Annotated in this window: 24 protein-coding genes and 1 riboswitch; of the genes, 16 read left to right on the forward strand and 8 right to left on the reverse strand. The window is 70.1% G+C overall.

The window, feature by feature from the left end; genetic code table 11:
- Positions 1–25: 25 nt before the first annotated feature.
- From AB0K21_RS12090 to AB0K21_RS12110, 5 genes are all read right to left on the reverse strand, one after another.
- Complete coding sequence (locus tag AB0K21_RS12090; protein WP_343979787.1) at positions 26–1,009, reverse strand: oligopeptide/dipeptide ABC transporter ATP-binding protein; 984 nt, start codon at positions 1,007–1,009, stop codon at positions 26–28.
- 59 nt (positions 1,010–1,068) lie between these two features.
- Positions 1,069–2,067 (reverse strand): ABC transporter ATP-binding protein, encoded by a 999-nt coding sequence (locus tag AB0K21_RS12095; protein ID WP_343979538.1) that lies wholly within the window; start codon positions 2,065–2,067, stop codon positions 1,069–1,071.
- Between the two features lie 14 nt (positions 2,068–2,081).
- Positions 2,082–3,062 carry an ABC transporter permease gene (locus tag AB0K21_RS12100; protein ID WP_343979535.1) on the reverse strand — a complete coding sequence of 327 codons (981 nt, stop codon included), beginning with the start codon at positions 3,060–3,062 and terminating at the stop codon, positions 2,082–2,084.
- Between the two features lie 125 nt (positions 3,063–3,187).
- Positions 3,188–4,972 (reverse strand): ABC transporter substrate-binding protein, encoded by a 1,785-nt coding sequence (locus AB0K21_RS12105; protein WP_343979532.1) that lies wholly within the window; start codon positions 4,970–4,972, stop codon positions 3,188–3,190.
- Positions 4,973–4,988: 16 nt separating this feature from the next.
- Positions 4,989–5,990, reverse strand: coding sequence for an ABC transporter permease (locus AB0K21_RS12110; protein ID WP_343979529.1), 1,002 nt, complete (start codon positions 5,988–5,990; stop codon positions 4,989–4,991).
- 327 nt (positions 5,991–6,317) lie between these two features.
- Here AB0K21_RS12110 and AB0K21_RS12115 point away from each other — a divergent pair, with 327 nt between their 5' ends.
- From AB0K21_RS12115 to AB0K21_RS12135, 5 genes are all read left to right on the forward strand, one after another.
- Positions 6,318–7,133: an oxygenase MpaB family protein gene (locus AB0K21_RS12115; RefSeq protein WP_343979525.1), complete on the forward strand. Its 816-nt coding sequence runs from the start codon at positions 6,318–6,320 to the stop codon at positions 7,131–7,133.
- A gap of 121 nt (positions 7,134–7,254) precedes the next feature.
- Positions 7,255–7,385: riboswitch (FMN riboswitch) on the forward strand.
- Between the two features lie 329 nt (positions 7,386–7,714).
- A complete protein-coding gene (locus AB0K21_RS12120) occupies positions 7,715–8,350 on the forward strand; it encodes a riboflavin synthase (RefSeq protein WP_343979522.1) in 636 nt (211 codons plus the stop codon).
- Positions 8,351–8,456: 106 nt separating this feature from the next.
- Positions 8,457–9,671 (forward strand): bifunctional 3,4-dihydroxy-2-butanone-4-phosphate synthase/GTP cyclohydrolase II, encoded by a 1,215-nt coding sequence (locus AB0K21_RS12125; protein WP_343979519.1) that lies wholly within the window; start codon positions 8,457–8,459, stop codon positions 9,669–9,671.
- A 73-nt stretch (positions 9,672–9,744) separates the two neighbouring features.
- Positions 9,745–10,215 (forward strand): 6,7-dimethyl-8-ribityllumazine synthase, encoded by a 471-nt coding sequence (gene ribH / locus AB0K21_RS12130; RefSeq protein WP_343979516.1) that lies wholly within the window; start codon positions 9,745–9,747, stop codon positions 10,213–10,215.
- Between the two features lie 130 nt (positions 10,216–10,345).
- Positions 10,346–10,804 carry a PH domain-containing protein gene (locus tag AB0K21_RS12135; RefSeq protein ID WP_343979514.1) on the forward strand — a complete coding sequence of 153 codons (459 nt, stop codon included), beginning with the start codon at positions 10,346–10,348 and terminating at the stop codon, positions 10,802–10,804.
- A 71-nt stretch (positions 10,805–10,875) separates the two neighbouring features.
- Here the strand turns inward: AB0K21_RS12135 and AB0K21_RS12140 are convergent, their stop codons facing one another.
- Positions 10,876–11,544, reverse strand: a complete 669-nt coding sequence (locus AB0K21_RS12140) for a TrkA family potassium uptake protein (RefSeq protein WP_343979511.1) — start codon at positions 11,542–11,544, stop codon at positions 10,876–10,878.
- Positions 11,537–12,877 (reverse strand): potassium transporter TrkG, encoded by a 1,341-nt coding sequence (locus tag AB0K21_RS12145; protein ID WP_343979509.1) that lies wholly within the window; start codon positions 12,875–12,877, stop codon positions 11,537–11,539. The genes AB0K21_RS12140 and AB0K21_RS12145 overlap by 8 nt, the downstream gene beginning before the upstream one ends.
- Before the next feature lie 145 nt (positions 12,878–13,022).
- Here AB0K21_RS12145 and AB0K21_RS12150 point away from each other — a divergent pair, with 145 nt between their 5' ends.
- The 4 genes from AB0K21_RS12150 (at position 13,023) to AB0K21_RS12165 (ending at position 16,887) form a co-directional block, all read left to right on the forward strand.
- Complete coding sequence (locus tag AB0K21_RS12150; protein WP_343979507.1) at positions 13,023–13,919, forward strand: MoxR family ATPase; 897 nt, start codon at positions 13,023–13,025, stop codon at positions 13,917–13,919.
- On the forward strand, positions 13,903–15,111 hold the full coding sequence (locus AB0K21_RS12155) for a VWA domain-containing protein (RefSeq protein ID WP_364149498.1): 1,209 nt from the start codon (positions 13,903–13,905) through the stop codon (positions 15,109–15,111). Before AB0K21_RS12150 ends, AB0K21_RS12155 begins: the two co-directional genes overlap by 17 nt.
- Positions 15,104–16,228: an XdhC family protein gene (locus AB0K21_RS12160; RefSeq protein ID WP_343979502.1), complete on the forward strand. Its 1,125-nt coding sequence runs from the start codon at positions 15,104–15,106 to the stop codon at positions 16,226–16,228. Before AB0K21_RS12155 ends, AB0K21_RS12160 begins: the two co-directional genes overlap by 8 nt.
- Positions 16,229–16,293: 65 nt before the next feature.
- Entirely contained in the window at positions 16,294–16,887 is a 594-nt protein-coding gene (locus tag AB0K21_RS12165) for a nucleotidyltransferase family protein (protein WP_364149746.1), read from the forward strand.
- Positions 16,888–17,047: 160 nt separating this feature from the next.
- Here AB0K21_RS12165 and AB0K21_RS12170 read toward each other — a convergent pair whose 3' ends face one another.
- Positions 17,048–17,953 (reverse strand): endonuclease/exonuclease/phosphatase family protein, encoded by a 906-nt coding sequence (locus AB0K21_RS12170; protein ID WP_343979499.1) that lies wholly within the window; start codon positions 17,951–17,953, stop codon positions 17,048–17,050.
- 161 nt (positions 17,954–18,114) lie between these two features.
- On the opposite strand from AB0K21_RS12170, the gene AB0K21_RS12175 reads away from it, so the two are divergent.
- The 7 genes from AB0K21_RS12175 (at position 18,115) to AB0K21_RS12205 (ending at position 24,179) form a co-directional block, all read left to right on the forward strand.
- Positions 18,115–19,155: an LLM class F420-dependent oxidoreductase gene (locus tag AB0K21_RS12175; protein WP_343979496.1), complete on the forward strand. Its 1,041-nt coding sequence runs from the start codon at positions 18,115–18,117 to the stop codon at positions 19,153–19,155.
- A 121-nt stretch (positions 19,156–19,276) separates the two neighbouring features.
- Positions 19,277–20,344 (forward strand): aminopeptidase P family protein, encoded by a 1,068-nt coding sequence (locus AB0K21_RS12180; protein WP_364149501.1) that lies wholly within the window; start codon positions 19,277–19,279, stop codon positions 20,342–20,344.
- Between the two features lie 26 nt (positions 20,345–20,370).
- Positions 20,371–20,931 (forward strand): elongation factor P, encoded by a 561-nt coding sequence (gene efp / locus AB0K21_RS12185; protein ID WP_343979490.1) that lies wholly within the window; start codon positions 20,371–20,373, stop codon positions 20,929–20,931.
- Complete coding sequence (gene nusB, locus AB0K21_RS12190; RefSeq protein ID WP_343979487.1) at positions 20,931–21,341, forward strand: transcription antitermination factor NusB; 411 nt, start codon at positions 20,931–20,933, stop codon at positions 21,339–21,341. Before efp ends, nusB begins: the two co-directional genes overlap by 1 nt.
- 254 nt (positions 21,342–21,595) lie before the next feature.
- Positions 21,596–22,354, forward strand: coding sequence for a methyltransferase domain-containing protein (locus tag AB0K21_RS12195; protein WP_343979485.1), 759 nt, complete (start codon positions 21,596–21,598; stop codon positions 22,352–22,354).
- A 55-nt stretch (positions 22,355–22,409) separates the two neighbouring features.
- The gene (dinB, locus tag AB0K21_RS12200) at positions 22,410–23,630 is read left to right on the forward strand and encodes a DNA polymerase IV (protein WP_343979781.1); all 1,221 of its coding nucleotides are present in this window, start codon (positions 22,410–22,412) and stop codon (positions 23,628–23,630) included.
- A gap of 147 nt (positions 23,631–23,777) precedes the next feature.
- Entirely contained in the window at positions 23,778–24,179 is a 402-nt protein-coding gene (locus tag AB0K21_RS12205; RefSeq protein ID WP_343979778.1) for a DUF3040 domain-containing protein, read from the forward strand.
- The last annotated feature ends 95 nt before the right edge of the window (positions 24,180–24,274 follow it).

Consider the following 24,274-nt stretch of genomic DNA (forward strand, 5'->3'; position numbering starts at 1 on the left):
TCGCGAGGACCGGCGACGGCCGGCGTCAGGTCTGCAGCGCCGGGTCCAGCACCACGTCCTGGCCGTGCACGGTCGGCTCCTCGGGGAAGTGGCAGGCGGTCAGGTGACCCTCCCTGTTGCCCTCCAGCCTGAGCAGCGGGGGCTCCTCGGTGGCGCACTTGTCCTGGGCCTTCCAGCAGCGGGTGCGGAAGCGGCAGCCGGACGGCGGGTTGATGGGGGAGGGCACGTCCCCCGCCAGGCGGATGCGCTCGCGCGGCTCGTCGTCCTCCTGCACCTCGGGCACGGCCGACAGCAGCGCGTGGGTGTAGGGGTGGCGGGGGCGCTCGTACAGGGAGGCGCGGTCGGCGACCTCAACGATCTTGCCGAGGTACATGACCGCGACCCGCTGGGAGAAGTGCCTGACGATCGCCAGGTCGTGCGCGATGAACAGGAACGCGATCCCCATGTCCCGCTGGAGCTGCTGGAGCAGGTTGACCACCTGCGCCTGGATGGAGACGTCGAGGGCCGAGACCGGCTCGTCCGCGATGATCAGCTTGGGGTTGAGGGAGAGCGCGCGGGCCACCCCGATCCGCTGCCGCTGGCCGCCGGAGAACTCGTGCGGGAAGCGGTTGTAGTGCTCGGGGTTGAGACCGACGATCTCCAGGAGCTCCTGGACCCGCTTGGTCGTGCCGCCCGGCGGGTTGATCCCGTTGATCTCCATCGGGCCGCCGATGATGGTGCCCACGGTGTGCCGGGGGTTGAGCGACGAGTACGGGTCCTGGAAGATCATCTGGATCTCGGCCCGGATCGGCTTCAGCTCCCTGCGGCTGGCGTGGCCGATCTCGCGTCCGGCGTAGCGGATGTTGCCCGCGGTCGGCTCCAGCAGCCGGGCCGCCAGCCGCCCGGCGGTGGACTTGCCACAGCCGGACTCGCCGACCAGGCCGAGCGTCTCACCGGCGTGCACGGTCAGATCGATGCCGTCCACCGCGTGGACCCGGCCGACCGGCCGTTTGAAGATGAGACCGCCCATCACCGGGAAGTGCTTCTTCAGACCGGACAGCTCCAGCAGCGGCTCGGAGGTCGTCTCGCTCACTTGTGGATCTCCCGCTTCTGGGCCAGGGTCAGATAGCACGCGTCGCCGTGGCCGCGGTGCGGGGACAGCTCGGGCCGCTCGGAGCGGCACAGCTCGGGCCCCGCCACCTCCATGAAGTCGCACCGCGGGTGGAACGGACAGCCGGACGGGACGTTGATCAGGCTCGGCGGGGTGCCGCGTACCGGCCGGAGCGGAATGTCCACCGACGCGCTCAACCGGGGCATGGAGGCCAGCAGGCCCCAGGTGTAGGGGTGGCGGGGCTCGTGGAGGACCTCCTTGACGCTCCCGCGCTCCACCGCACGCCCGGCGTACATCACCAGCACCTCGTGCGCGGTGTTGGCGACCACGCCGAGATCGTGGGTGATCAGGATGATCGAGGTGCCCATCTGGTCCTGGAGGTCCTTGAGCAGGTCCAGGATCTGGGCCTGCACCGTCACGTCCAGCGCGGTGGTGGGCTCGTCGGCGATCAGCAGGTCGGGGTCGCAGACCAGCGCCATCGCGATCATCGCGCGCTGCCGCATGCCGCCGGAGAACTGGTGGGGATAGTCGTCCACCCTGGTCTTCGGCTGCGGGATGCCGACCCTGGTCAGCATCTCGACGGCACGGGCCCTGGCCTCGGCGCGGCTCGCGCCGGTGTGCTTGCGGTAGACCTCGGAGATCTGCTTGCCGATGGTGTGGTACGGGGAGAGCGAGGTCAGCGGGTCCTGGAAGATCATCGCGACCTTGTTGCCGCGCAGCCTCTCCATGGTGGACCTGGAGGCGCCGATCAGCTCCTCGTCGTCCAGCCGGATCTCCCCGCTGATCGTGGTGGTCTCCGGGTTGTGCAGGCCGAGCACGGTCAGGTTGGTCACCGACTTGCCCGACCCGGACTCGCCGACGATGCCCAGCGTGGTGCCCTTCTCCACGTCGAAGGAGAGCCCGTCCACCGCGTGGACGACGCCGTCCTCGGTGTGGAAGTCGACGGTCAGGTCGCGGACCGAGAGGAACGTTGACACTTTCTTCAGGACTCCTAACCCAGCCGCACGCGGGGGTCGATGAAGGCGTACAGGACGTCGACGACGATGTTGAAGAAGACGATCGCCCCGGCCGCCACGAGCACCGTTCCCATCAGCAGGGGCAGGTCGGAGTCCTCGACGGCCTTGATGGAAAGCCGGCCGAGCCCCTGTAGCCCGAAGGTGGTCTCGGTGATGATCGCGCCACCGATCAGCGTGCCGAGGTCCACGCCGAAGATCGTGATGATGGGCGTCAGGGTGCCGCGCAGGGCGAACCTCATCACCACGGTCCGGCCGGACATGCCCTTGGCCCGCGCGGTGCGGACGTAGTCCTCGCTGAGCTGCTCCACCATCGTCGAGCGCGTCATACGGGTGTAGTTGGCGGTGAAGATGATCGCCAGCACCACCCAGGGCAGCGCCAGCCCGCTCGCCCAGGCGATGGGATTCTCGGTGAACGGCAGGTACTGGGGCCGTTCGAGGATCTGGCCCTTGTAGACGAAGACGTAGAGCGCGAGCGTGCCGATGAAGTAGATCTGCACGGAGGCGCCGACCAGGGACGCCACGCTGGCGATCTTGTCCAGTGGTTTGCCCTGGCGCAGGGCCGCGATGATGCCGGTCGCCATGCCGAAGATGAGGAAGACGACCGCCGCGCCGATGGTGAGGGAGACGGTGACCGGCATCCGGTCCAGGATCGTCTCGAACACCGGCTCGCGGTTGACGAACGAGTAGCCGAGGCAGGGGGCCGGGCAGTAGTCCAGGTTCTCGTAGTCGCGGCCGACGAAGATGCCGGCCAGCCAGGCTACGAACTGGGCGAACAGAGGCTGGTCCAGTCCCAGGTTGTGCCGCGCCTGCTCAAGGAGGTCGGGCGGGCACACCTTGCCGCAGGCGAGCCTCGCCGGGTCGGCGGGCACGGCGAAGAAGAGGAAGAAGGTGACCGCGGCGATGATCAGAAGCGTGACCGCGGCGCCGAGCGTGCGGCGAGTGATGAATGGAAGCATTGCCTGTTTCCCGAGGTGGCTGGGACCGCTGCGGGGGCCTGACGGCCCCTTGGCCGCGGCCTCGCGGGGAGTGTCGTCCTACCGCGAGGCCACGGCCGCCGGTGTCTCCTAAGGCTTCGTGGGCGTTACTGCTTCACGAAGATTCTGTTCGGCTGGACGACCCACGACTGCGGGTCGATCTCCGCGCCGCCGATCTTGGAGCCGTGCAGGGTGTTGGCGATCCGGTTCTCGGCGACGACCAGCGGGGTGATCGTCTCCTGGATCTCCTTGTCCAGCGCCATCCACGCGGCGTTCTGCGCGTCGATGTCGGTCATGGCGGTGATCTCTTCCATCTTCTTGGTGATGGCCTCGTCCTTCAGGTGCGAGTAGTTCGGCGCACCGTCGGCGATCGGGCCGAAGATGACCGGCATGACCGTCGAGCCGGACGGCCAGTCGGCGCCCCAGCCACCCCAGTACAGGTCGAACTCGTTCTTCGTCAGGCCGATGGAGTCGTAGTAGGTCTTGCGGTCCAGCGGCTTGGCGACGACCTTGATGCCGGCCTTCTCCAGGGCGCTCTTGATCACGACGGTGACCTGCTCCTGGACCGGCGTCTGGTTGTAGGCGTAGACGATGGTCGGCGTCGGGTTGCTCGACTCGGCCAGCAGCTGCTTGGCCTTCTCGATGTCACCCTCGGGCTTGGTCGTCTTGTTGAACAGGTCGTAGGGCTGGTAGCCGACCGTGGTGTTCTCGTTGAGGATGGTGGTCGGCAGCGCCGCGGCGGCCGGGCCGCCCATGGTCTGCTGGATCTGCTTGGAGGGCCATGCGTAGTTGATGGCCTGGCGGATCTTCTGGTCCTTCATCCGGTCAAGGTTGAAGTAGTAGTAGTTCCCGTACGGCGAGGGGCTCTTCATCAGACGGGGCGCCAGCGCGGGGTCGCCGAGCACCTGCTGCAGCCGCTCCGGGGGAACCGTCGCGTAGAAGGTGAAGGCGGTCTGGTCCGGGCCCGCGTCCGCCATCAGGCGGTCGGTGATCTGCAGGGCCTCCTGGCCGAACTCCAGGCGCCACTTGTCGGGGTAGGCGCCGCGGATCGGGTCGGTGGCCGCGTCCCAGTTCGGGTTGCGCTCAAGGTCGATGGACTTGTCGACCACGTGGTTCTTGATGATGTACGGGCCGCTGGAGACGGGGGCCTTGTCGTACTTCTCCTTGGTGTCCTTGGCCTTGGGCACGATGCCGTAGCCGCCCATGGCGAAGGCGTAGTTGGCGTCGGCGTGCGGCGTCTTGAACTTGTAGACGATCGTCTTGTCGTCCGGCGTCTCGATGCTGTCCAGGCGCTTGCCGTCGTAGGGGCCCTGGTAGGCCTTCTTGTGGTCGACCTCGGTCAGCCACTGCTGGATGTAGGTCGGGCCCTGGGTGATGAAGGAGGCGAACGTCCGCTCCATGCTCCACTTCACGTCCTCGGACGTGATGGGCGTGCCGTCCTCCCACTTCACCCCGTCCTTGAGGGTGAAGGTCCAGGTCTTGCCGCCGTCGGAGGGGGTGCCGGTGTCGGTGGCCAGGTCGCCGACCAGCTTGTACTCGCTCTTGCCCGTGCGCTTGTAGCCGGTCAGGGTACGCGCGATCAGGAGGGAGAAGTTCGTCTCGGTGTTGACGTAGAGCTGGCCCGGGTCCATGTGGGAGAAGTCGTCCCGGTCGATCATCGTGACGGTGCCGCCCTTGACGACGCCCTCCGGCTCGATGGCGGGACCCTTGGAGTCCTCCGCGGTGCCGACCGTGATGGTCGGCGCCTTGTAGGCCTCCACGGCGGGGGCGGACGCGCCGGCCGAGCCGCTGGGAGCGGCGGGGGCGCCCTGGTTGCCCTCGGCGCACGCGCTGGTGAGTGCGAGCGCGCCTATGGCGAGTACGGCCATCGCTGACCGCGTACGGACTTTCATCTCTCTCCTATCGGATCTAACGCTTGAGCTTGGGATCGAAGGCGTCGCGGACCGAGTCACCGAGCAGGTTGAACGCGATGACGAAGATCAGCAGAGCCGCGCCGGGGAAGATCAGGAAGGTGATGTCGTTCTGGTAGACCTGGGTGCCCCGCAGGAACATTCGGCCCCAGTCGGGGATGGGCTCGATCATCCCGACGCCCAGGAAGGACAGGGCCGCCTCGGCGGTCACCATCGCGGGCAGCAGCAGGGTCGACTGGATCAGGATCGGCGTCCACAGGTTGGGCAGCAGTTCCTTGAAGATGATCCGGGCGGGGGAGGCGCCGGTCACCTTGGCGGCCTCGACGAACTCCCGCTCGCGCATGGAGAGCACCTGGCCGCGCAGCAGCCGGGCGATGCCGGCCCAGCCGAAGGCCGTCAGCAGGGTGATGAGCGTCACCGCCCGCAGCCAGACCGGGGTCTCCTCGGAGGGGTCGACGAAGAGGTTCTCCACCACCGGCATGAACGCGATGATGAACAGGGTCGAGGGGAACGACAGGACGAGGTCGATCAGCCGGCCGATGAAGTAGTCGGTCTTACCTCCGGCGTACCCGGCGACGATGCCCATGACGATGCCGATCACCGAGATGAGGACCGTCGCGACCATCGCGATCAACAACGAGGTCCTGATCCCGTAGACGAGCTGCATGAACACGTCCCGGCCCAGGTTCGGCTCGACGCCGAACCAGAAGTCCGAGCTCATGCCGCCGTTGGGCAGCACCGGGTAGCCGAAGTCGTTCAGCAGTCCCGGGGTGTCCTGGCCGTAGAGGGTGTAGGGGTCCTTGCCGTAGAGCCAGGAGATGACCGGCGCGAGGATCGCGACAAGGAAGAAGAAGATCACCACGCCGGCCGAGGCGATGCCGGTGGGGTCGCGGCGGAAGCGCAGCCACATCAACTGGCCGGGGGAACGGCCCACCGTCTCCGGTGTCTTCACCGCGGGGGGTTCCACGGTGGTGGACGCGGCTGGTGCAGGGATGGTCATCGTGCGGGCGCTCCCAACGAGCATGGTTGAGCCTGATCCCTGGAACCATCGCAAAACAGTCAAGGTCAAATCAATGGTCTGGTCCTTGCTCATTTTATTGTTGTGTAATTTCCATCTGTTTGTAGCTTCAATTCCGTTGACGCGGTGGGGGGGTGGAGTGAAAGAATCGAGGCACTTAAAAGCTGCTTTTCACGGATCTGTGACACTTTGATGACCTGGTCGTGACACCCTCGTCTGGATCCCGTTCCGCTTGTGTCACAGGCCCGGGACATGTGTGCCCAGACCCCCTCAGGTAACGTAATTAACCACTTACGAGGGAGGCGGCGTATGGATCACGGGTTGTTCGGGCCGGATTCGGTGACCTGGAAGGTGATGGGCGAGCCGATCCTGCTCGTCGGAGGCTTCAGGGCGCTGCTCATGCAGGGTCTGCACCCCCGGGCGATGCGCGGGGTCGCGCAGAACTCGGCGCTCATGGACCCCGCGGAGGCCTGGTCCCGCTTCGCGCGCACCACCGAGTTCGTCCGGGTGCGCACCTACGGCACGACCGAGGAGGTCGCCCGCGCGGGGGCCAGGGTCAGGAAGATCCACGCGAGCCTCACCGCCCTCGACCCCGACACCGGCGAGCGGTTCCGCCTCGACGACCCCGCCGCGCTGCTCTGGGTCCATGTCGGCGAGGTCGACTCCTACCTGTCGGTCGCCCGGCGGGCCGGAGTGCGCCTGAGCGGTGCGGAGGCCGACAGGTTCGTCGCGGAGTGGCGCCGCGCGGCCGAGGTCGTCGGCCTGCGCCCCGAGGACGTGCCCGGCTCGGTCGGCGAGATGGACGACTACATCCGGGCCTGCCGTCCGGGTCTCTATTTCGCGCCCGAGGTGCCCCACCCGCTCAGACAGTCGCTCAACGCGCCGCTCCCGGCGCGCCTGACCCCGCTGAAGCCGGTGTTTCCCATGGTCACCCTGCTCGCCTTCGCGACCCTGCCGCGCTGGGCCCGCAGGCTCTACGGGCTGCCCGCGACCCCGCTGGGGGACCTGTGGGCGACGGCCTCCCTGCGGGCGCTGCACACCGGCATCGGTCTGGTGCCCGCCCCGGTGCGCTACTCCCCGGACGCGAGGAGGGCTCGGAAGGTGATCGCCGAGCACGCGGCATAACTTGACCAAGCGCTCGCTTGGTTCATATGCTGGAGGGGTGTGCGGTGCGGTTTGCCGGACATGGCACACTGGTGTACGGGAAGCGGGTCGGCTGTGGCGCGCTTCCCGAGGCAAGGCAGAGCAGCGTGCTCCGGGGTCGGTGAAATTCCGAGCCGGCGGTTACAGTCCGCGACCCGGTCGAATCCATCGGCCGGTTGACCTGGTGAAACTCCAGGACCGACGGTTAGAGTCCGGATGGGAGGAAGCGCGCGAGCGGAGAGTGCCCTTTGGCGCCCTCCGCTGATCGGGTGTACGCACCTGTCGAATTCCCCGGGGCCCGCCGTGGCAGACAGCTACTGGCGAGTAGGAGACCTCGGGTGACTGATCGAACGCGGACGCGCCCAGCGGCCGGGTACGCCCCCCACGGGCATGGCGCCGCCGGCCCCCACCATTTCCTGACCGGGCGCACCGGCCTGTCCCGCTCTCCGAGCGCGGGCCCCGACGGCCCCCACGCGGCTTCCCGCCCGTCGGCGACGTTCCGTCTCCGGTCCCGCGACACCTCGGCCGCCCGCCTTCGCGCGGTCCCCCGCAAGGAGCTGTGAATGTTCACCGGAATCGTCGAAGAGCTGGGGGAGATCGCCGGGATCGAGCAGCTGGGCGACGCGGCCCGGCTGTCCATCCGGGGCAGGACGGTCACCTCGGACGCCGGGCACGGCGACTCGATCGCCGTCAACGGCGTCTGCCTGACCGTGGTGGACGTGGCCGGTGAGGTCTTCACCGCCGACGTGATGAAGGAGACCCTCGACCGCAGCTCCCTCGGCGCGCTGAGGCCCGGCTCCCCGGTCAACCTGGAGCGCGCGGTCCGCGCCGACCAGCGCCTGGGCGGCCACATCGTGCAGGGTCACGTGGACGGGACGGGCGTCCTGCTGTCGCGGGAGCCCGGCGAGCACTGGGAGGTCGTCCGCGTCTCCCTCCCGCCCGACCTCGACCGCTACGTGGTCGAGAAGGGGTCGATCACGGTCGACGGCATCAGCCTGACCGTGGTGAGCGTCGGCTCCGGCGGCTTCACCGTCAGCCTCATCCCCACCACCCTGCGCCTGACCACCCTCGGTGCCAAGCAGCCCGGAGACCCGGTGAACCTCGAGGTCGACGTGATCGCCAAGCACGTCGAGAAGCTCGTCGGCGCGTACGCCCCCCCGAGCACGGACGGCCAGGCCGGCCGGGGGGACGAACGGTGAACCGGGCGGAAGCGGGATTCGAGGCACCCGTGCCGGTCCCGGTCGAATTCGTCAACTGGCTCAAGGAGCACAGGTCGCGGACCGTGCTCGTCCCCGAGGAGGCCGTGTGATCAAGCTGGACCCGATCGAACGCGCGATCGCCGACACCCGCGAGGGCAAGGCGGTCGTGGTCGTCGACGACGAGAACCGGGAGAACGAGGGCGACATCATCTTCGCCGCGGCCAAGGCCACGCCGGAACTGCTGGCCTTCACCATCCGGCACAGCAGCGGCGTGGTCTGCGTGCCGATGCGCGGTGAGGACCTCGACCGGCTCGGCCTGCCGCTGATGGTGCACGACAACAGGGAGCGCCTGCGCACCGCCTACACGATCAGCGTGGACGCCAGGGACGGGGTGAGCACCGGGATCTCCGCCGCCGACCGGGCCCGCACGATCCGTCTGCTGGCCGACTCCGCGACCGACCCGTCCGAGCTGGTACGGCCGGGTCACGTCTTCCCGCTCCGCTACCGGGAGGGCGGTGTCCTGGTCAGGCGCGGTCACACCGAGGCGGCCGTGGACCTGGCCAGGCTCGCCGGGCTGAGCGAGTCCGGCGTGCTCGCCGAGGTCGTCAACGACGACGGGACCATGATGCGGCTGCCGGAGCTGCGCCGCTTCTGCGACGAGCACGACCTGGCGCTCGTCTCGATCGAGCAGCTGGTGGAGTTCCGGCGCAGGACCGAGCGGATGGTGACCAGGGTCGCCGAGACCCTGCTGCCGAACAGGTTCGGCGTGTGGCGGGCCTACGGCTTCGCGAGCTCGGTGGACGGCGGCGAGCACCTGGCCCTGGTCTTCGGCGACATCGAGGACGGCGAGAACGTCATGGTCCGGGCGCACTCCGAGTGCCTGACCGGCGACGTGCTCGGGTCGCTGCGGTGCGACTGCGGGGTGCAGTTGGAGCACGCGATGTCCCGGATCGCCGCCGAGGGCCGAGGCGTGATCGTCTACCTGCGCGGGCACGAGGGGCGCGGCATCGGGCTGCTGGCCAAGTTGCGGGCGTACAGTCTCCAGGACGCCGGCAGCGACACGGTCGACGCCAACCTGGAGCTCGGACTGCCGGTGGACGCGCGGGAGTTCTCCAACGCCGGGCAGATCCTCGCGGACCTGGGGGTGAAGTCGATCCGGCTGCTGACCAACAATCCGGCCAAGCTGCGCGGCATGGACGGCTACGGCATCAAGGTGATCGGCCGTGAGCCCATGCCGGTGGCGATGAACCCCTACAACGAGAAGTACCTGTCGGTCAAGCGCGACCGCCTTGGCCACGACATCCCCCAGGAGCGCCAATGAGTGAGCGTGGCGAAGGAGCCGGTATGGACGGGGTGTTCGCGAACGCGAACCGCGAGCGGAGCGGGTTGATCGGATGAGTGGGACAGGACGGCCGGTGGCGTCGGCCGTGGACGCGCGGGGGCTGACCGTCGGCATCGTGGCCGCCCGGTGGCACGGGGAGATCACCGATCAGCTCGTGGCGCGGGCCGTGCGGGCCGGAGAGGACAGCGGCGCGGAGGTGAGCGTGGTCCGGGTGGCCGGATCACTGGAGATCCCGGTCGTGGTGCAGGCCCTGGCCAAGCGCTGCGACGCGGTCGTCGCCCTCGGAGCCGTGATCCGCGGTGAGACCGCCCACTTCGACTACGTCTGCGACTCCGTCACCGCGGGCCTGACCCGGATCTCCCTCGACGAGCAGGTCCCGGTCGGAAACGGAGTGCTGACCTGCGAGTCCCTCGACCAGGCCGTGGACAGGTCGGGGGTGCCGGGCAGCCACGAGGACAAGGGCTACGAGGCCACCGTCGCGGCGCTGGAGACGGCGCTGCTGCTGCGCGAACTCCGCTCCTAGAGCACCCGGACGCACCCCGCCGCGCCGTGTGATCGGTGCGGCGGGGACGTGCGATAGGTTGCCATCGGCACCGTGACCAGCCGTCACAGCCGTTTTGATCGGTGGTTTCCCGAAGGATCGTGATCTGAGAGTGAGCCCGGAGAGCGTCTCCCCGCCCCCGTTGCCCGTCGTCTGGCGGCCCAAGAGCGGGCGGATCGTGGCCTACGGCTTCGCAGGTGTGATCACGCTCGGCGCCATCCTGATGGCGATCTTCCTGCCGGCGCCGTTCACGCCGGCCGACAGGATCGGGATGCTCGTGCTGGGCCTTCTCATCGCCGGGGCCCTCCACCTGCTGGGGCGGTGCCGGGTGGAGGCCGACGAGCGGGGGATCACCGTCGTCAACCCGCTGAGGGTGCGCCGTTACGAGTGGGCCGAGGTGCTCGGGGTCACCCTGACCGACCACGAGCCCTGGGCGAAGATCGACTTTGCCGACGGGATCACGGTCGGCGCCATGGGCCTGCAGGGGTCGGAGAAGAAGCGCACGACGCGCCAGGTCGGCGAGCTCGCCGCCCTCATCAGGGAGCGCGGCGAGGCGGACGAGGCCCGCTGAACCGCCGGCGGTCCGGTCACCTCGACGCCGCCGTCACCGCCTGAACGCGCCGGATCCGGGGTTCTCGGCGCTCAGGTCTCCTCGGCGAACCGCTCGGTCTTGTCGGTGTCGCCCGCCACGAGCAGGATGTCGCCGCTCTGCACCACCGTCTCGGAGGTGGCGTAGGTGAACCCGCCGCCGGGCTTCTTGATGCCGACCACGGTGACCCCGTACTCGCTGCGGATGCCCAGCCGGGCCAGGCTCTTGCCGTCCGCCCACCCGGGCGCCATGGTCTTGATCAGGGCGTAGCCCTCGTCGACCTCCAGATAGTCCAGCATCCGCCCCATGACCAGGTGCGCGACCCGCTCGCCCATGTCGTGTTCCGGCTGCACCACGCGGTGCGCGCCGACCCGCTGCAGGATCCGGCTGTGCTGCAGACTGATCGACTTGGCCCAGATGTCCGCCACCCCCAGGTCGGTCAGGATCGAGGTGGTCAGGATGCTCGACTCGATGTCGGTGCCGATGCCGACCACGGCCCGGCCGAACTCCTCGACACCGAGCTGCCGGAGGGCGTCCGGGTCCGTGGAGTCCGCGCACACCACGTGGGTCAGCCTGCCGGAGAAGTACTGGACGTTCTTGGGGTCGTTGTCCACGCCGAGCACCTCGACGTCGCGGCTCACCAGCTCCGCCGCCAGCGCGCCGCCGAACCGCCCGAGACCGATGACCACGACCGCGTCGCTGCGGTTCTTCTTGTCAACCAACGAGGGGACGCTCCTCCGGATAGCGGAACCGACGAGTCTGGACGTGCAGCGCCAGCGCCGCGCCCAGGGTCACCGGGCCGAGCCGCCCGACGAACATCAGGACGGTCAGGATCAGGTGCCCCGCGGTGCCGACGTCGGCGGTGATCCCCGTCGACAGCCCGACCGTGCCGAAGGCGGAGATCACCTCGAACAGTACGCGGTCGAGCTTGAAGGGGGTCGCCATCATCAACGCGAACGTTCCCACCGCGACCGACGCCACACTCAGCAGCGCGATCGTCAGGGCCTGGCGCTGGAGCTGCTCGGGGACGCGGCGGCGGCCCGCCGAGACGTCGGGCTCGCCGCGCAGCTCGGCGAGGATCACGAAGCCCAGAAGTGCGAACGTCGTCACCTTGATGCCGCCCGCGGTGCCCGCGCTGCCCGCGCCGATGAACATCAGCACGTCGCTGACCAGCCAGGAGTTCTCGCTCATCTGGGAGGTGTCGATGGAGTTCAGGCCGCCGCTGCGGGTCATCGTGCTGTGGAAGAACCCGGCCATGATCCGCAGCCCGGGGGAGAGACCGCCCATCGTGCCGGGGTTGCTCCATTCGATGGCGGTGACGGCCAGCGTCCCGCCGAGCAGCAGCACCGCGGTCATCCACAGCGTGATCTTGGCGTGCAGCGTCCAGCGCGACGGACGGCGCCAGTTCTCCCTCAGGACGGCGTAGACCGGGAAGCCGAGACCTCCGGCGATCACCGCCAGTGCGAGCGGGAGGCAGATCCACGGGTCGGTGACGAACCCCATGACACTGTCCGACCAGAGGGCGAACCCGGCATTGGTGAATGCTGAGATCGCGTGAAAAATCCCGTAATAGATGGCGCGTCCGACCGGCTCCCCGTACCCGGTCACGAAGCGGGCGGCGAGCACGGTGGCGGTCAGCACCTCGGCGATCACCGTGACCTTGGCGACCCCCACGATCACCCGTCGCACGTCGCCGGGCCCGAGGGTCTTGGTCTCCGCCTGGGTGTTCAGGCGGGCGCGCAGGCCGAGCTTGCCGGAGACGAGCACGGCCAGGATCGAGGAGAGCGTCATGATCCCGAAGCCGCCGATCTGCATCAGCACCAGGAGCACGATCTCGCCGAAGAACGACCAGTGCGCCGCGGTGTCGTGCATGGCCAGCCCGGTCACGCAGACCGCGGAGGTGGCGGTGAACAGGGCCGACGTCCACGAGACATGCTGACCCTCCTCGACCGCCACCGGCAGCGACAGCAGCCCGGTACCGGTGATGACCACGGCCAGGAACGCCACCACGACGACCCTGGACGGGGTGTTGATCTGGCCGAGGAGGTTCTTCACAGGGGCTGAGGATACTTCTTCGAGGGACGGCGGTACGCCTGTCCGTCCTCGGTACCCGGCGCCGTCCTGTGAAGCGAGGGACTCCCGGTGCCGCGGGTACGGCGCGACCACGCGGGAACCCGGCCTCCGGGCGTAACCTGAGGTGGTGGTGAGGCGGACAATCGAGGCATCTGACGTGGAGTCCCCCGAGCAGCTGGCGGAGCTGCTCGACGAGCGGTCCTACCTGGCCGACAAGGGGCTCGCCACGGCGGCCTTCCTGGCGCTGCGGATGGGCCGCCCGCTACTGCTCGAAGGCGAGGCCGGAGTCGGCAAGACCGAGCTGGCCAGGACCCTGGCCGCGCTGCTCGGGGCGCCGCTGATCCGCCTGCAGTGCTACGAGGGGCTGGACGCCTCCCAGGCGCTCTACGACTGGGACTTCGCCCGCCAGCTCCTGCACCTGAAGGCGGCGGAGGCGGGGGGGATCGCCGACGCCGCCCGGCTGGAGGGGGAGGTCTACGATCGGAGGTTCCTGATCGCCAGGCCGTTGCTGAAGGCGATCGAGACCCAGCCCTCGGTGCTGCTCATCGACGAGGTCGACCGCGCCGACGTGGAGTTCGAGGCGATCCTGCTGGAGGTGCTCTCGGACTTCGCGATCTCCATTCCCGAGATCGGCACGGTCCGTGCCGCGCGGCCGCCGGTGGTCGTGCTGACCTCCAACCGCACCCGTGAGGTACACGACGCCCTGAAACGGCGCTGTCTCTACCACTGGCTGGAACACCCCTCCTTCGAGCGGGAGGTGGCGATCCTGCGCAGGCGGCTCCCCGACTGTTCCGCGATCCTGGCCGAGCAGGTCGCTCACGCGACGGGCCGGCTCCGCGCGGCCGACCTGATCAAGCCGCCGGGGATCGCCGAGACCCTCGACTGGACCGAGGCGCTCCTGGCTCTCGGATCCCGCGAGCTCGACCCCGACGTGGCGGCCGCCACCCTGGGCGCCCTGCTCAAGCACAGGGAGGACCACGAGACCGTGCTCGGGAACGGATTCCTCGGTGCGGCCCGGCGCTGACGGCCGCGGCCTCCCCGCCGGTGCGCCCGGTGCCCCGGCGGATCGGGACATCGGCGGCCCGCCCGCCGCGGATGACGGCGCCGCCCTTGCCGCCGGGAGCGGTGCGGACCTGGTCGCGGTCATGACCGGTTTCGCCAGGACCCTGCGTGCCGCGGGGGTGCCCGCCGATCACGAGCGGACCCAGGGCCTGCTCCGCGCCCTGACCCACCTGGACGCCGCGGAGCCCACCGACGTCTACTGGGCGGGCAGGCTCACGCTGTGCGCCTCGGCCGACGACCTGCCCCGCTACGACCGGGTCTTCGCGGCCTACTTCGAGGGGCGGCGCGCGGGCCGCGCGAGACCGGCGGCGATCACCGTCACCCGGCACACCGCGGTGCTGCCGCAGCGGGGGCCCGACCGGGAGGAGAGCGGTGACTCCCCCGCGCTCGCGGCGACCGCGAGCGCGACGGAGGTACTGCGCACCCGTGACGTGGCCAGGATGACGGGACCGGAGCTGGCCGAGGTGCACCGGCTGCTCGCCCTGCTGCGGGCGGGCAGGGAACGGCGCCGGTCACGACGTTTCAGGCCTTCGCGCCGGGGGCGGCTGGACGGCAGGGCGACGATCCGCGAGACCCTGCGCAGAGGCGGGGAGATCGCCGGTCTCCGCTACCGCGCGCACCGGACCAGACCCCGCAGGGTCGTGCTGCTGGTCGACGTCAGCGGCTCCATGACCCCGTACGCGGACACGCTGCTCCGCCTGGCCCACGCGCTGGTCAGGTCGGAGCCCGGGGCCACCGAGGTGTTCAGCGCGGGCACCCGGCTGACGCGGCTCACCGCGGAGCTGAGCCACCGCGACCCGGCCGCCGCGATGAACGCCGTCTCCCGCGCCATTCCGGACTGGAGCGGCGGCACCCGGCTGGGAGAGGAGCTCCGGCGGCTGCTGGCCCGGAACGACGCGGCCGGCGCGACGGTGGTGATCGCGTCCGACGGGTGGGAACGCGGCGACGCCTCGCTGCTGGGGGCGGAGATGGCCAGGCTGTCGCGGACGGCCCACCGGGTGATCTGGGTGAACCCGCACAAGGGGCAGGAGGGCTACCAGCCGCTCACCGCCGGCATGCGGGCCGCCCTTCCGCACATCGACGACTTCGTGGCCGGGCACAGCCTGGCCGCCTTCGAAGAGCTGGCAATGCTGCTGGGAGGCACGCGTGCGTGATGTTCTGTCGCAGGTCCTGCGCTGGTGGGAGGCGGGGGAGACGTTCGGCCTGGCCACCGTGGTCGACACCTTCCGCAGCGCCCCCCGGCCGCCGGGGGCGTCCATGGCGGTGCTCGGCGGCGAGGCGGAGGGCAGTGTCTCGGGCGGCTGCGTCGAGGGAGCCGTCTACGAGCTGGCCCAGGAGGTGGTCTCCTCGGGCAGGCCCGTCCTGCAGCGGTACGGCGTGAGCGACGACGACGCCTTCTCCGTCGGCCTGACCTGCGGCGGCATCCTGGACGTGTTCGTCGAGCCGGTCTCCGCGGAGACCTTCCCCGAGCTGGGGTCGGTCGCCGCCTCGGTGCTCGGGCACGAGCCGGTGGCGGTGGCGACGATCCTGTCCGGGCCGGGCACGGTGGGCAGCCGCCGGGTGATCTGGCCGGACCGCTCCTCGGGCTCCCTGGGGGTGGACCGGCTGAACGAGGCGGTGGACGACGACGTACGGGGCATGCTGGCGCAGGGGCTGACGGGCGTTCGCAGGTACGGGGGCCGGGGGGAGCGGCGGCTCGACGAGTTGTCGGTCTTCGTGCAGTCCTTCGCGCCGCCGCCCCGGATGCTGGTCTTCGGCGCGATCGACTTCGCCGCCGCGGTCGCCAGGATCGGCAAGTTCCTCGGTTATCACGTGGTCGTGTGCGACGCCCGGCCGGTCTTCACCACGGCCAAGCGCTTCCCCGAGGCCGACGAGGTGATCGTCAAGTGGCCGCACGACTACCTCACCTCGGTCACCGTGGACGAGCGGACCGCGATCTGCGTGCTCACCCACGATCCCAAGTTCGACGTCCCCCTGCTGGAGGTGGCCCTGCGCACTCCGGCGGGCTACGTCGGCGCCATGGGATCGCGCCGTACGCACGAGGACCGGCTGGCCAGGCTCGCGCAGGCGGGGCTGGGGGAGGCCGAGCTGAAGCGGCTCCGCTCGCCGATCGGCCTGGACCTGGGCGCGCGTACCCCCGAGGAGACCGCGGTCTCCATCGCCGCCGAGCTGATCCAGCTGCGCTGGGGCGGCTCGGGCAGGCCGCTGACCGACGGCTCCGGCCGGATCCACGGCGACGGCCCGGTTCACCGCGACGGGTCCGGCGCGTGAGCGCGGCCGGAGAGGTACCTGGGGAGACCGTCGGGGCGGAACCCGCGGGGACGACGAGCGCGGGACTGCTGCTGGCCGCCGGGTCCGGCTCGCGGCTCGGCACGCCGAAGGCGCTGGTGGAGTTCGACGGGGAACGGCTGGTGGACCGGGGGGTCAGGGTGCTCCAGGACGGTGGCTGCCGGTCCGTGGTCGTGGTGCTCGGGGCGGCCGCCGCCCGGGTGCCGGGGGCGGTGACCGTTCACAACCCGGACTGGGCCTTGGGAATGGGATCCTCGCTCAGGGCCGGTCTGGGCGCGATCCCCGCCACCGCCGAGCACGTGGTGATCAGCCTGGTGGACCAGCCGTTCGTCGGCCCGGCGGCGGTGGAGCGGCTCATCCGGGCCGCGGAGCGGGGTGCCTCGGTCGCCGTCGCCACCTACGGCGGGGCGCGGCGGAACCCGGTGCTGATCGCCAGGGAGCACTTCGCGGAGGTCGCCCGGCTCGCGACCGGCGACGCCGGAGCACGCCCGTTCCTGAAGGCCCATCCCGAACTGGTCGTCGCGGTCCCCTGCGACGACGTGGCGGACCCGGCCGACATCGACACCCCGGCGGATCTGTCGGAGCTGCGGGCCCGTTCCGGCCTGGCCGCCCGAGCCGCCCGAGCCGCCCGGCCCGGCTGAGCCGGGCGGCTGCACCGGCCCGTTCCGGCCTGGCGGCCCGGGGCCGTTGTCCGAATCCCGAGTCCCATCCGGGCGGACGCCGGGACCGAGGGCCCGTGCCGGCCTCGTCGCCCGACCTCTCCGGGCCTTCCGGCCCCTCAGACCCGGCCGGCCGGTCAGGTCAGTCCGGTTTCCGGGAGGTCAGGCGCAGCGAGGCGAAGGCGGCGCGGTGGTCGCTGCCCGCCGCCCGCTCGACGCCCGCCCCGGTGGCGGTCAGGCCGCGGTAGAGGATGTGGTCGGGGCGGGTGACGGGGAAGGCCGCGGGCCAGGTGAAGCCGAATCCCGTACCGGCCTCCTGCTGGGCGTCCGACAGCGGCGGCACCAGGCCGGAGCGCTTGCGGTCGGTGGTGGCGGTGTTGAGGTCGCCGAGCAGCAGCAGGCGCGCGCTGTCGTCCTTGTCGATCATCCTGCGGGCGTAGGCGAGGGTCTCGTCACGCTGGGCGGTCTGGCCCGGCCGGGCGGAGGCGAGATGCATGACGTACACGGTCAGCCTCCCCTTGGGGGTGGCGACCACCGCTCGCAGCGCCCGCGCCCAGTCGAGGCCGATGTCGGCCTTGCGGGCCTCGACGATCGGGAACCGGCTCCACAGGCCGACCGTGGCGATCCGGTAGTGGTGGGGAAAGCGTTCGCTGAGGACCTCCGCCGCCGGGCCTCCTGGAGTCAGCTCCTGCACCGCGACCAGGTCACGGCCCTTGGAGACCGACCGTACGGCCTCGGCCGAGTCGGCGTTCGCCGCGCCCACGTTGAGCGTGGCGACCGACAGGTCGCTGGGACCGCCGGGCGGGCTGCGCAGCAGCGTCGGGCCGAACATGAGACCCCAGACGGTCGCCGGGAGCAGCGCCGCGAAGATCACCTGCCATGAGCGGGTGGCCAGCGCGCAGATCAGCAGGACGGGTATCGCGACGCCGAGCCAGGGAAGGAGGCTCTCCAGCACGGGAGTGAAACCGCCCAGTTCCGGCAGGAACCGGTGCCCTCCGAGAATCAGGGCCAGGACTCCCGCCACCACGATGATCGACCGCCTCAGCACACCCCTCCTTGCCGCCGCCGAAGATCCTCTACCCCGGAATGCGTAGGCTACCGGCCCGGCGGTGCGGGGCTTGGTGCTTCGGCGGTGAGTCGATAGCCTTTGTAGCCAAGGCAACGGAACAACATTCGGTTTCGTCGGCGCTGCGGAAGGACGATCTCACGATGCGTATCGGTATGGCCCTGAGCTACTCGGGGGGCTTCAAGGAGACGGTGGCCGAACTGGCCGACTACGAGAAGGCCGGTCTCGACATCGTCTTCGTCGCCGAGGCATACAGTTTCGACGCGGTCAGCCAGATGGGCTACATCGCGGCCAAGACCGAGAGGCTGCAGATCGCCTCCGGCATCCTGCCGATCTACTCCCGCACCCCCGCACTGCTGGCCATGACCGCGGCGGGCCTGGACTACGTCTCCGACGGCCGCTTCACCCTCGGTCTGGGGGCCTCGGGGCCGCAGGTCATCGAGGGCTTCCACGGCGTCCCGTACCACGCCCCGCTCGGACGCACCCGCGAGGTCATCGAGATCTGCCGCCAGGTGTGGCGGCGTGAGCGCCTGAACTACGAGGGCAGGCACTACACCGTCCCGCTCCCCGCGGATCGGGGGACCGGTCTCGGCAAGCCGTTGAAGCTCATCAACCACCCGCTCCGCGACCGCATCCCCGTCGTGATCGCCGCCATCGGTCCCAAGAACGTCGAGCTGGCCGCCGAGCTGGCCGAGGGCTGGGAGCCGATCTTCTACATGCCGGAGAAGGCCGCCGAGGTGTGGGGCGCCTCCCTGGCGGCGGGCCGGGCCAGGCGGGACCCGGCGCTGGGAGAGCTGGACGTGATCGCCCAGGCGTCGCTGGCCATCGGCGACGACGTCTCGGGCTGGCTGGAGCTGGGCCGCCCGATGGCCGCCCTCTACATCGGCGGGATGGGGGCCAAGGGCAGGAACTTCTACAACGACCTCGCCCGCAGGTACGGCTACGAGAAGGAGGCCGAGCAGATCCAGAACCTCTACCTGGAGGGGAAGAAGGACGAGGCCGCCGCGCTCGTTCCGCAGGAGATGCTGGAGAAGATGTCGCTGATCGGCCCGGAGGGGCATGTCAGGGAGCGGCTGCAGGCGATGCGCGAGTCGGGTGTCACGACCATCAACGTCGCCCCGCTGGGACGCACCCACGCGGAGCGCCTCCGGCTCATCGAGAAGGTCAGGGAACTCGCCTCCTGACCCCCTCGCGGGGACCGGGACCCGGCGGGCGTGTGATCGGCGGGTCCAGGTTCCGTGAGGGGGCCGACGAGATCGGGTCAAGGTGACGACATTGGTCAAATCGGCCAATAGCATGCGTGCCATGACCGTCATCCACGTACAGCGCCGCGAGAACCTCGCGGCCCTGCTCCCCGCTCACGAGGCGGATGCGATCCTGGTCACCGGCGGCGTGAACGTGCGCTACCTGACCGGCCTGGCCAGCTCCAACGCGGCGGTCCTGATCCGGGCCGACGGCGGCGCCACACTGGCCACCGACTCCCGCTACATCGGGGCCGCCCGGCGGTTGTGCGCCGACATAGAGGTGGTCGAGGAGTCCGACGTCGCCGGGGCGCTGCTGCCGGAGAGCGGCCGGACCGGGGTCGAGGCCGACCACATGTCGGTCGCCACCTACTTCAGGCTGGGCGGCGGCCACCTGCGCCTCTCCGGGCTGGTGGAGGCGGTGCGCATGGTCAAGGACGACACCGAGATCGATCTCATCCGCACCGCGTGCGAGCTCACCGACCGGGCCTTCGCCGAGGTCCTGCCCGAACTGCGCCCGGGGCTGACCGAGAAGGAGGTCGCCAGGGCGCTGGAGCGCCGGATGGCCGAGCTGGGCGCGGACGGGCTCGCCTTCGACACGATCGTCGCGAGCGGGCCCAACGGCGCGATCCCGCACCATTCGCCCTCGGACCGGCCGCTGGAGCGCGGAGACCTGGTCACCATGGACTTCGGGGCGCTGCATGAGGGCTACCACGCCGACATGACCAGAACCGTGGCGATCGGCGAGCCCGCCGACTGGCAGCGCGAGCTGTACGACCTGGTCCGCGCCTCCCAGCGGGCCGGTTGCCGGGCGGTGCGGACCGGTGCGGCGCTCCACGAGGTGGACGCCGCGGCCCGCGACCTGATCGCCGAGGCGGGATACGGGGAGTTCTTCAAGCACGGTCTCGGCCACGGGGTCGGGCTGGAGATCCACGAGAAGCCGTTCCTGTCTCCGCGAAAGCCAGAGCCTGACCACGAGCACGCTAGAATAGAGGACCGAGTTCCGGTCACGGTTGAACCTGGGGTATATCTTCCCGGCAAGGGCGGTGTCCGCATCGAGGACACGCTCGTGGCGCGTGACGGCGGGCCGGAACTTCTCATCCGGACGACCAAAGAGCTGCTCGTCCTCTAAGAGCGGCCGTACGCAGGAGAGAACTAGTGGCGACGACGAACGACCTCAAGAACGGCCTGGTGCTCAAGCTCGACGGCGGTGAGCTCTGGGCTGTCGTGGAGTTCCAGCACGTCAAGCCCGGCAAGGGCGGCGCGTTCGTCCGCACCAAGCTCAAGAACGTGCTATCGGGCAAGGTCGTCGACAAGACCTTCAACGCGGGCGTCAAGGTCGAGGTGGCCAACGTCGACAAGCGCGAGATGCAGTTCTCGTACATGGACGGCGACGACTACGTCTTCATGGACACCGAGACCTACGACATGCTCCATGTCTCCAGGGTCGCGGTCGGCGACTCCGCCAACTACCTGCTGGAGAACATGCTGGCCACCGTGGCGATCAACGAGGGCAACGTCCTCTACGTCGACCTGCCCGCGGCCGTCGAACTGATCGTCGCCGAGACCGAGCCCGGCCTCCAGGGCGACCGCTCCACCGGCGGCACCAAGCCCGCCAAGCTGGAGACCGGTGCCGAGATCAAGGTGCCGCTGTTCATCACCACCGGTGAGAAGGTCAAGGTCGACACCCGCACCGGCGATTATCTCGGCCGCGCCTGATGTCGGCACGGGGTAAGGCGCGCAGGCGCGCGCTGGACATCCTCTTCGAGGCGGAGGCACGGAGCGAGGACCCGCTCAGCGTTCTCGCCGAGCGCCTGGAGCGGGCCGAGCCGCCCGTGAACGAGTACACCACGACGATCGTCGAAGGCGTGTGCAGGCACCGGGCACGTATCGACGAGCTGATCACCGCCTACGCCGACGGCTGGACGCTCGACCGCATGCCCGCGGTCGACCGCAACCTGCTGCGCGGCGGCACCTACGAGCTGCTGTGGATGCCCGACGTCCCCGAGGGCGTCGTCATCAGTGAGTGGGTCAGCCTGGCCTCCGAGCTGTCGACCGACGAGTCGCCGCAGTTCGTCAACGGCCTGATGGCCAGGTTCAAGCAGCTCAAGCCGTCGCTGACGCTCTGACCGCGCCCCGCGGGGAGCCGGTCCCCGTCTCCCCGCCTCGGCGCGCACCCGCACGGCTCCTCATCCACCCGCACACCCCGCACCCGCACGGGCCGGTCCCCGCGGCCCCGACCGCCCTCCTCGTGGCCGGACGGCCGGGTCCGTCCATCCGGGGAAAAAGACTCGATCAATTACGAGTGTGGATAGTCCTTGGGCCGCGCCGGGGGACGCGCGGCGTAGGCTGGGCTCGTCACGTATGAGGAGGCGATCTGAAGTTGCACGCCGTAGGCATCTCACGGCACGCAGGCACCCCGGCGGTCCGCACCGCGGTCGTATGGGACGTCCTGAGCGCCGTGCTGGCCGAGCGGGTGGCCGCGACGGGCCGTGATCGGCTCGACATCGTCGACGCCGGGGGCGGCACGGGTGGTTTCGCCGTTCCCCTGGCCGACCTGGGCCACGCCGTGACGGTCGTCGACCCCAGCCCCGACTCGCTCGCCGCGCTGGAGCGCCGTGCGGCGGAGGCGGGGGTGCAGGTGCGCGCCCTGCAGGGGGACGCCGCGGACCTGGGGGAGCTGCTCCCGAGCGGTGGCGCCGACCTGGTGCTCTGCCACAGCGTGCTGGAGTACGTGGAGGATCCGATCGGCGCGGTGACGGCCATGGCCGACCTGCTGCGCGAGGGCGGCGTGATCAGCGTGCTCGCCGCGAACCCGCTCGCCGCCGCGCTGCACCGGGCCTTCGCCGGACGCTTCGACGAGGCCCGCCGGGCCCTGGACGACCCCGAGGGCCGCTGGGGTGACCGCGACCCCACACCCAGGCGCTTCACCCGGGAGGCACTGGAGCGGCTGCTCACCGTGACCGGCTTCGCGCCCGGCGAGGTGCACGGTGTGCGGATCTTCGCCGACCTGGTGCCCAGCAGGCTGCTCGACGGCGAACCCGGAGCCGCACGCGCCCTGGTCGACCTGGAGCAGGCGGCGGCGGTGCACCCGGTGCTCCGCGACATCGCGACCCAACTGCACGTGCTTGGCCACCGGTGAGCACCACATCGAACGCGTGTTCCCGTAGGATGGCGTCGTGTCGAGAAAGCAGCAGATGCCGCGCCCGGAATCGGATCTGGGAACGGACGACACCGGCTGCCCGATCCTCCATGTCGACATGGACGCCTTCTACGCCGGTGTCGAGTTGCGCGAGCGCCCCGAGCTCAGCGGAGCCCCCGTCATCATCGGCGCGCCCGGCGCGCGCGGGGTGGTGCTCAGTGCCACCTACGAGGCCCGGAGGTTCGGGGTGCACTCGGCCATGCCCATGACCCGGGCCCGACGGCTCTGCCCTCACGCGGTGATCATCCCGCCGAGCCGTGGCAAGTACGCGGAGGTCTCCCGGCGTGTCATGGAGATCTTCCGAACCTTCACCCCCGAGGTCGAGCCGATAGCCTCCGATGAGGCGTTCCTGGACGTCGGCGGGGCACGCAAGCGCCTCGGCCCCCCGGCGGAGATCGCCCGGATGATCCGTGAGCAGGTCGTGCGCGAGCAGGGCGTCACCTGCTCGGTGGGAGTCGCCAACAGCAAGTTCGTGGCAAAGCTCGCCTCGCGCCACTGCAAGCCGGACGGGCTGTTCGTGGTGCCCGCCGACCGGGTGGTCGACTTCCTGCACCCGCTCCCGGTGGCGGCGCTGTGGGGTGTCGGGGAGCGCACCGAGCGGTCGCTGGCCCGGCTCGGCATCAAGACGGTCGGCGACCTCGCCAGGGTCCCGGTGGACACGCTCCGGCGCGAGCTGGGCCAGGCGGCGGGCGAGCACCTCGCGGCGCTCGCCTGGGGGCGCGACGAGCGCCCGGTGACCCCGCACGTTCCGGACAAGAGCATCGGCGCGGAAGAGACATTCGCCACAGACGTCGCGGACCCCGTGGAGATCCGCAGGGAGCTTCTCCGGCTCTCCGAGCGGGTCGCGGCCAGGCTCAGGCAGGGGGGCAGCGTCGGCCGCACGGTCAGCGTCAAGCTCCGCCGTGCCGACTTCACCACCCTGTCCCGCTCCCGGAGCCTGCACGAGCCCACGGACGTGGCCAAGATCCTGTACGACGTCGCCTGCGCCCTCTACACCGCCTCCGGCCTGGAGAACGTCCAGCTGAGGTTGGTCGGAGTACGGGTGGAGAACCTCAGCCCGGCCGACGGGGCGAGCAGGCAGCTCGGCCTCGGAGAGCGTGAGACGGGCTGGCGGGAGGCCGAGCAGGCGATGGACAGGGCCGCCCGCAGATTCGGTCACAATGCGGTGCTCCCGGCCTCCCTTGTTCGCCCGCCGTTTGATGGAATAGACCCATGACGCGGCCTCCGGTTTGGACTACGTTGGACGTTTTCTTTCGTCTACGTCTACAGCCTCGTATTCTGGGGATAACCGACCGCGAGGTTCGGACACCCCGTGTCGTCCGTCACCGTCTTCCCCGTCCTGGGGCTGTCCTTGGGAGGCGCCGTGCCGCTCTCTGAGCACGAGCAGCGCTTGCTCGACCAGATCGAGCAGGCACTCTACGCCGAGGACCCGAAGTGGGCCAACACCGTCAGGATCAGTGATCCCCGCAGCCACTACAGGCGCCGCCTGGTGAAGGCCTCCATCGGCTTCATCCTGGGTGTCGTCCTGCTGATGGTCGGCGTTGTGATCATCAACATCCCGCTCGGCGTCGGCGGTTTCGTGGTCATGCTCGCCGCGTGTCTGTGGGGTCTGTCCAGCTGGAAGCGGATGAACGGGTTCGGTGAGGCCGGCGCGGCCGTACCGTCCGATCAGCCGCGGGGCAAGGGGGGACGCCGCGGTGGCTCCCGCCAGAGCTTCATGGAACGCATGGAGGAGCGCTGGCGCCGTCGTAACGACGAGCACTAGCCGCCGGGCTCGCCGCCGTTCGCGGCGGCGGATCTCCTCCCCGACCCCCTGACGACAAGGGCCGCTCCCGATTGGAAGCGGCCCCTGCCATCCGG

This window comes from Streptosporangium sp. NPDC049248 (assembly GCF_040678965.1).
GTDB classification, from domain to species: domain Bacteria; phylum Actinomycetota; class Actinomycetes; order Streptosporangiales; family Streptosporangiaceae; genus Streptosporangium; species Streptosporangium fukuiense.

What these genes read in the sequence shown, in the direction of transcription:
- AB0K21_RS12100 (WP_343979535.1), bottom strand. Translation starts at nt 3,062, where the DNA reads ATGCTTCCATTCATCACTCGCCGCACGCTCGGCGCCGCGGTCACGCTT.
- AB0K21_RS12090 (WP_343979787.1), bottom strand. Translation starts at nt 1,009, where the DNA reads ATGGGCGGTCTCATCTTCAAACGGCCGGTCGGCCGGGTCCACGCGGTG.
- AB0K21_RS12120 (WP_343979522.1), top strand. Translation starts at nt 7,715, where the DNA reads ATGTTCACCGGAATCGTCGAAGAGCTGGGGGAGATCGCCGGGATCGAG.
- ribH (WP_343979516.1), top strand. Translation starts at nt 9,745, where the DNA reads ATGAGTGGGACAGGACGGCCGGTGGCGTCGGCCGTGGACGCGCGGGGG.
- AB0K21_RS12180 (WP_364149501.1), top strand. Translation starts at nt 19,277, where the DNA reads ATGACCGTCATCCACGTACAGCGCCGCGAGAACCTCGCGGCCCTGCTC.
- nusB (WP_343979487.1), top strand. Translation starts at nt 20,931, where the DNA reads ATGTCGGCACGGGGTAAGGCGCGCAGGCGCGCGCTGGACATCCTCTTC.
- AB0K21_RS12175 (WP_343979496.1), top strand. Translation starts at nt 18,115, where the DNA reads ATGCGTATCGGTATGGCCCTGAGCTACTCGGGGGGCTTCAAGGAGACG.
- AB0K21_RS12105 (WP_343979532.1), bottom strand. Translation starts at nt 4,972, where the DNA reads ATGAAAGTCCGTACGCGGTCAGCGATGGCCGTACTCGCCATAGGCGCG.
- dinB (WP_343979781.1), top strand. Translation starts at nt 22,410, where the DNA reads ATGCCGCGCCCGGAATCGGATCTGGGAACGGACGACACCGGCTGCCCG.
- AB0K21_RS12115 (WP_343979525.1), top strand. Translation starts at nt 6,318, where the DNA reads ATGGATCACGGGTTGTTCGGGCCGGATTCGGTGACCTGGAAGGTGATG.
- AB0K21_RS12110 (WP_343979529.1), bottom strand. Translation starts at nt 5,990, where the DNA reads ATGACCATCCCTGCACCAGCCGCGTCCACCACCGTGGAACCCCCCGCG.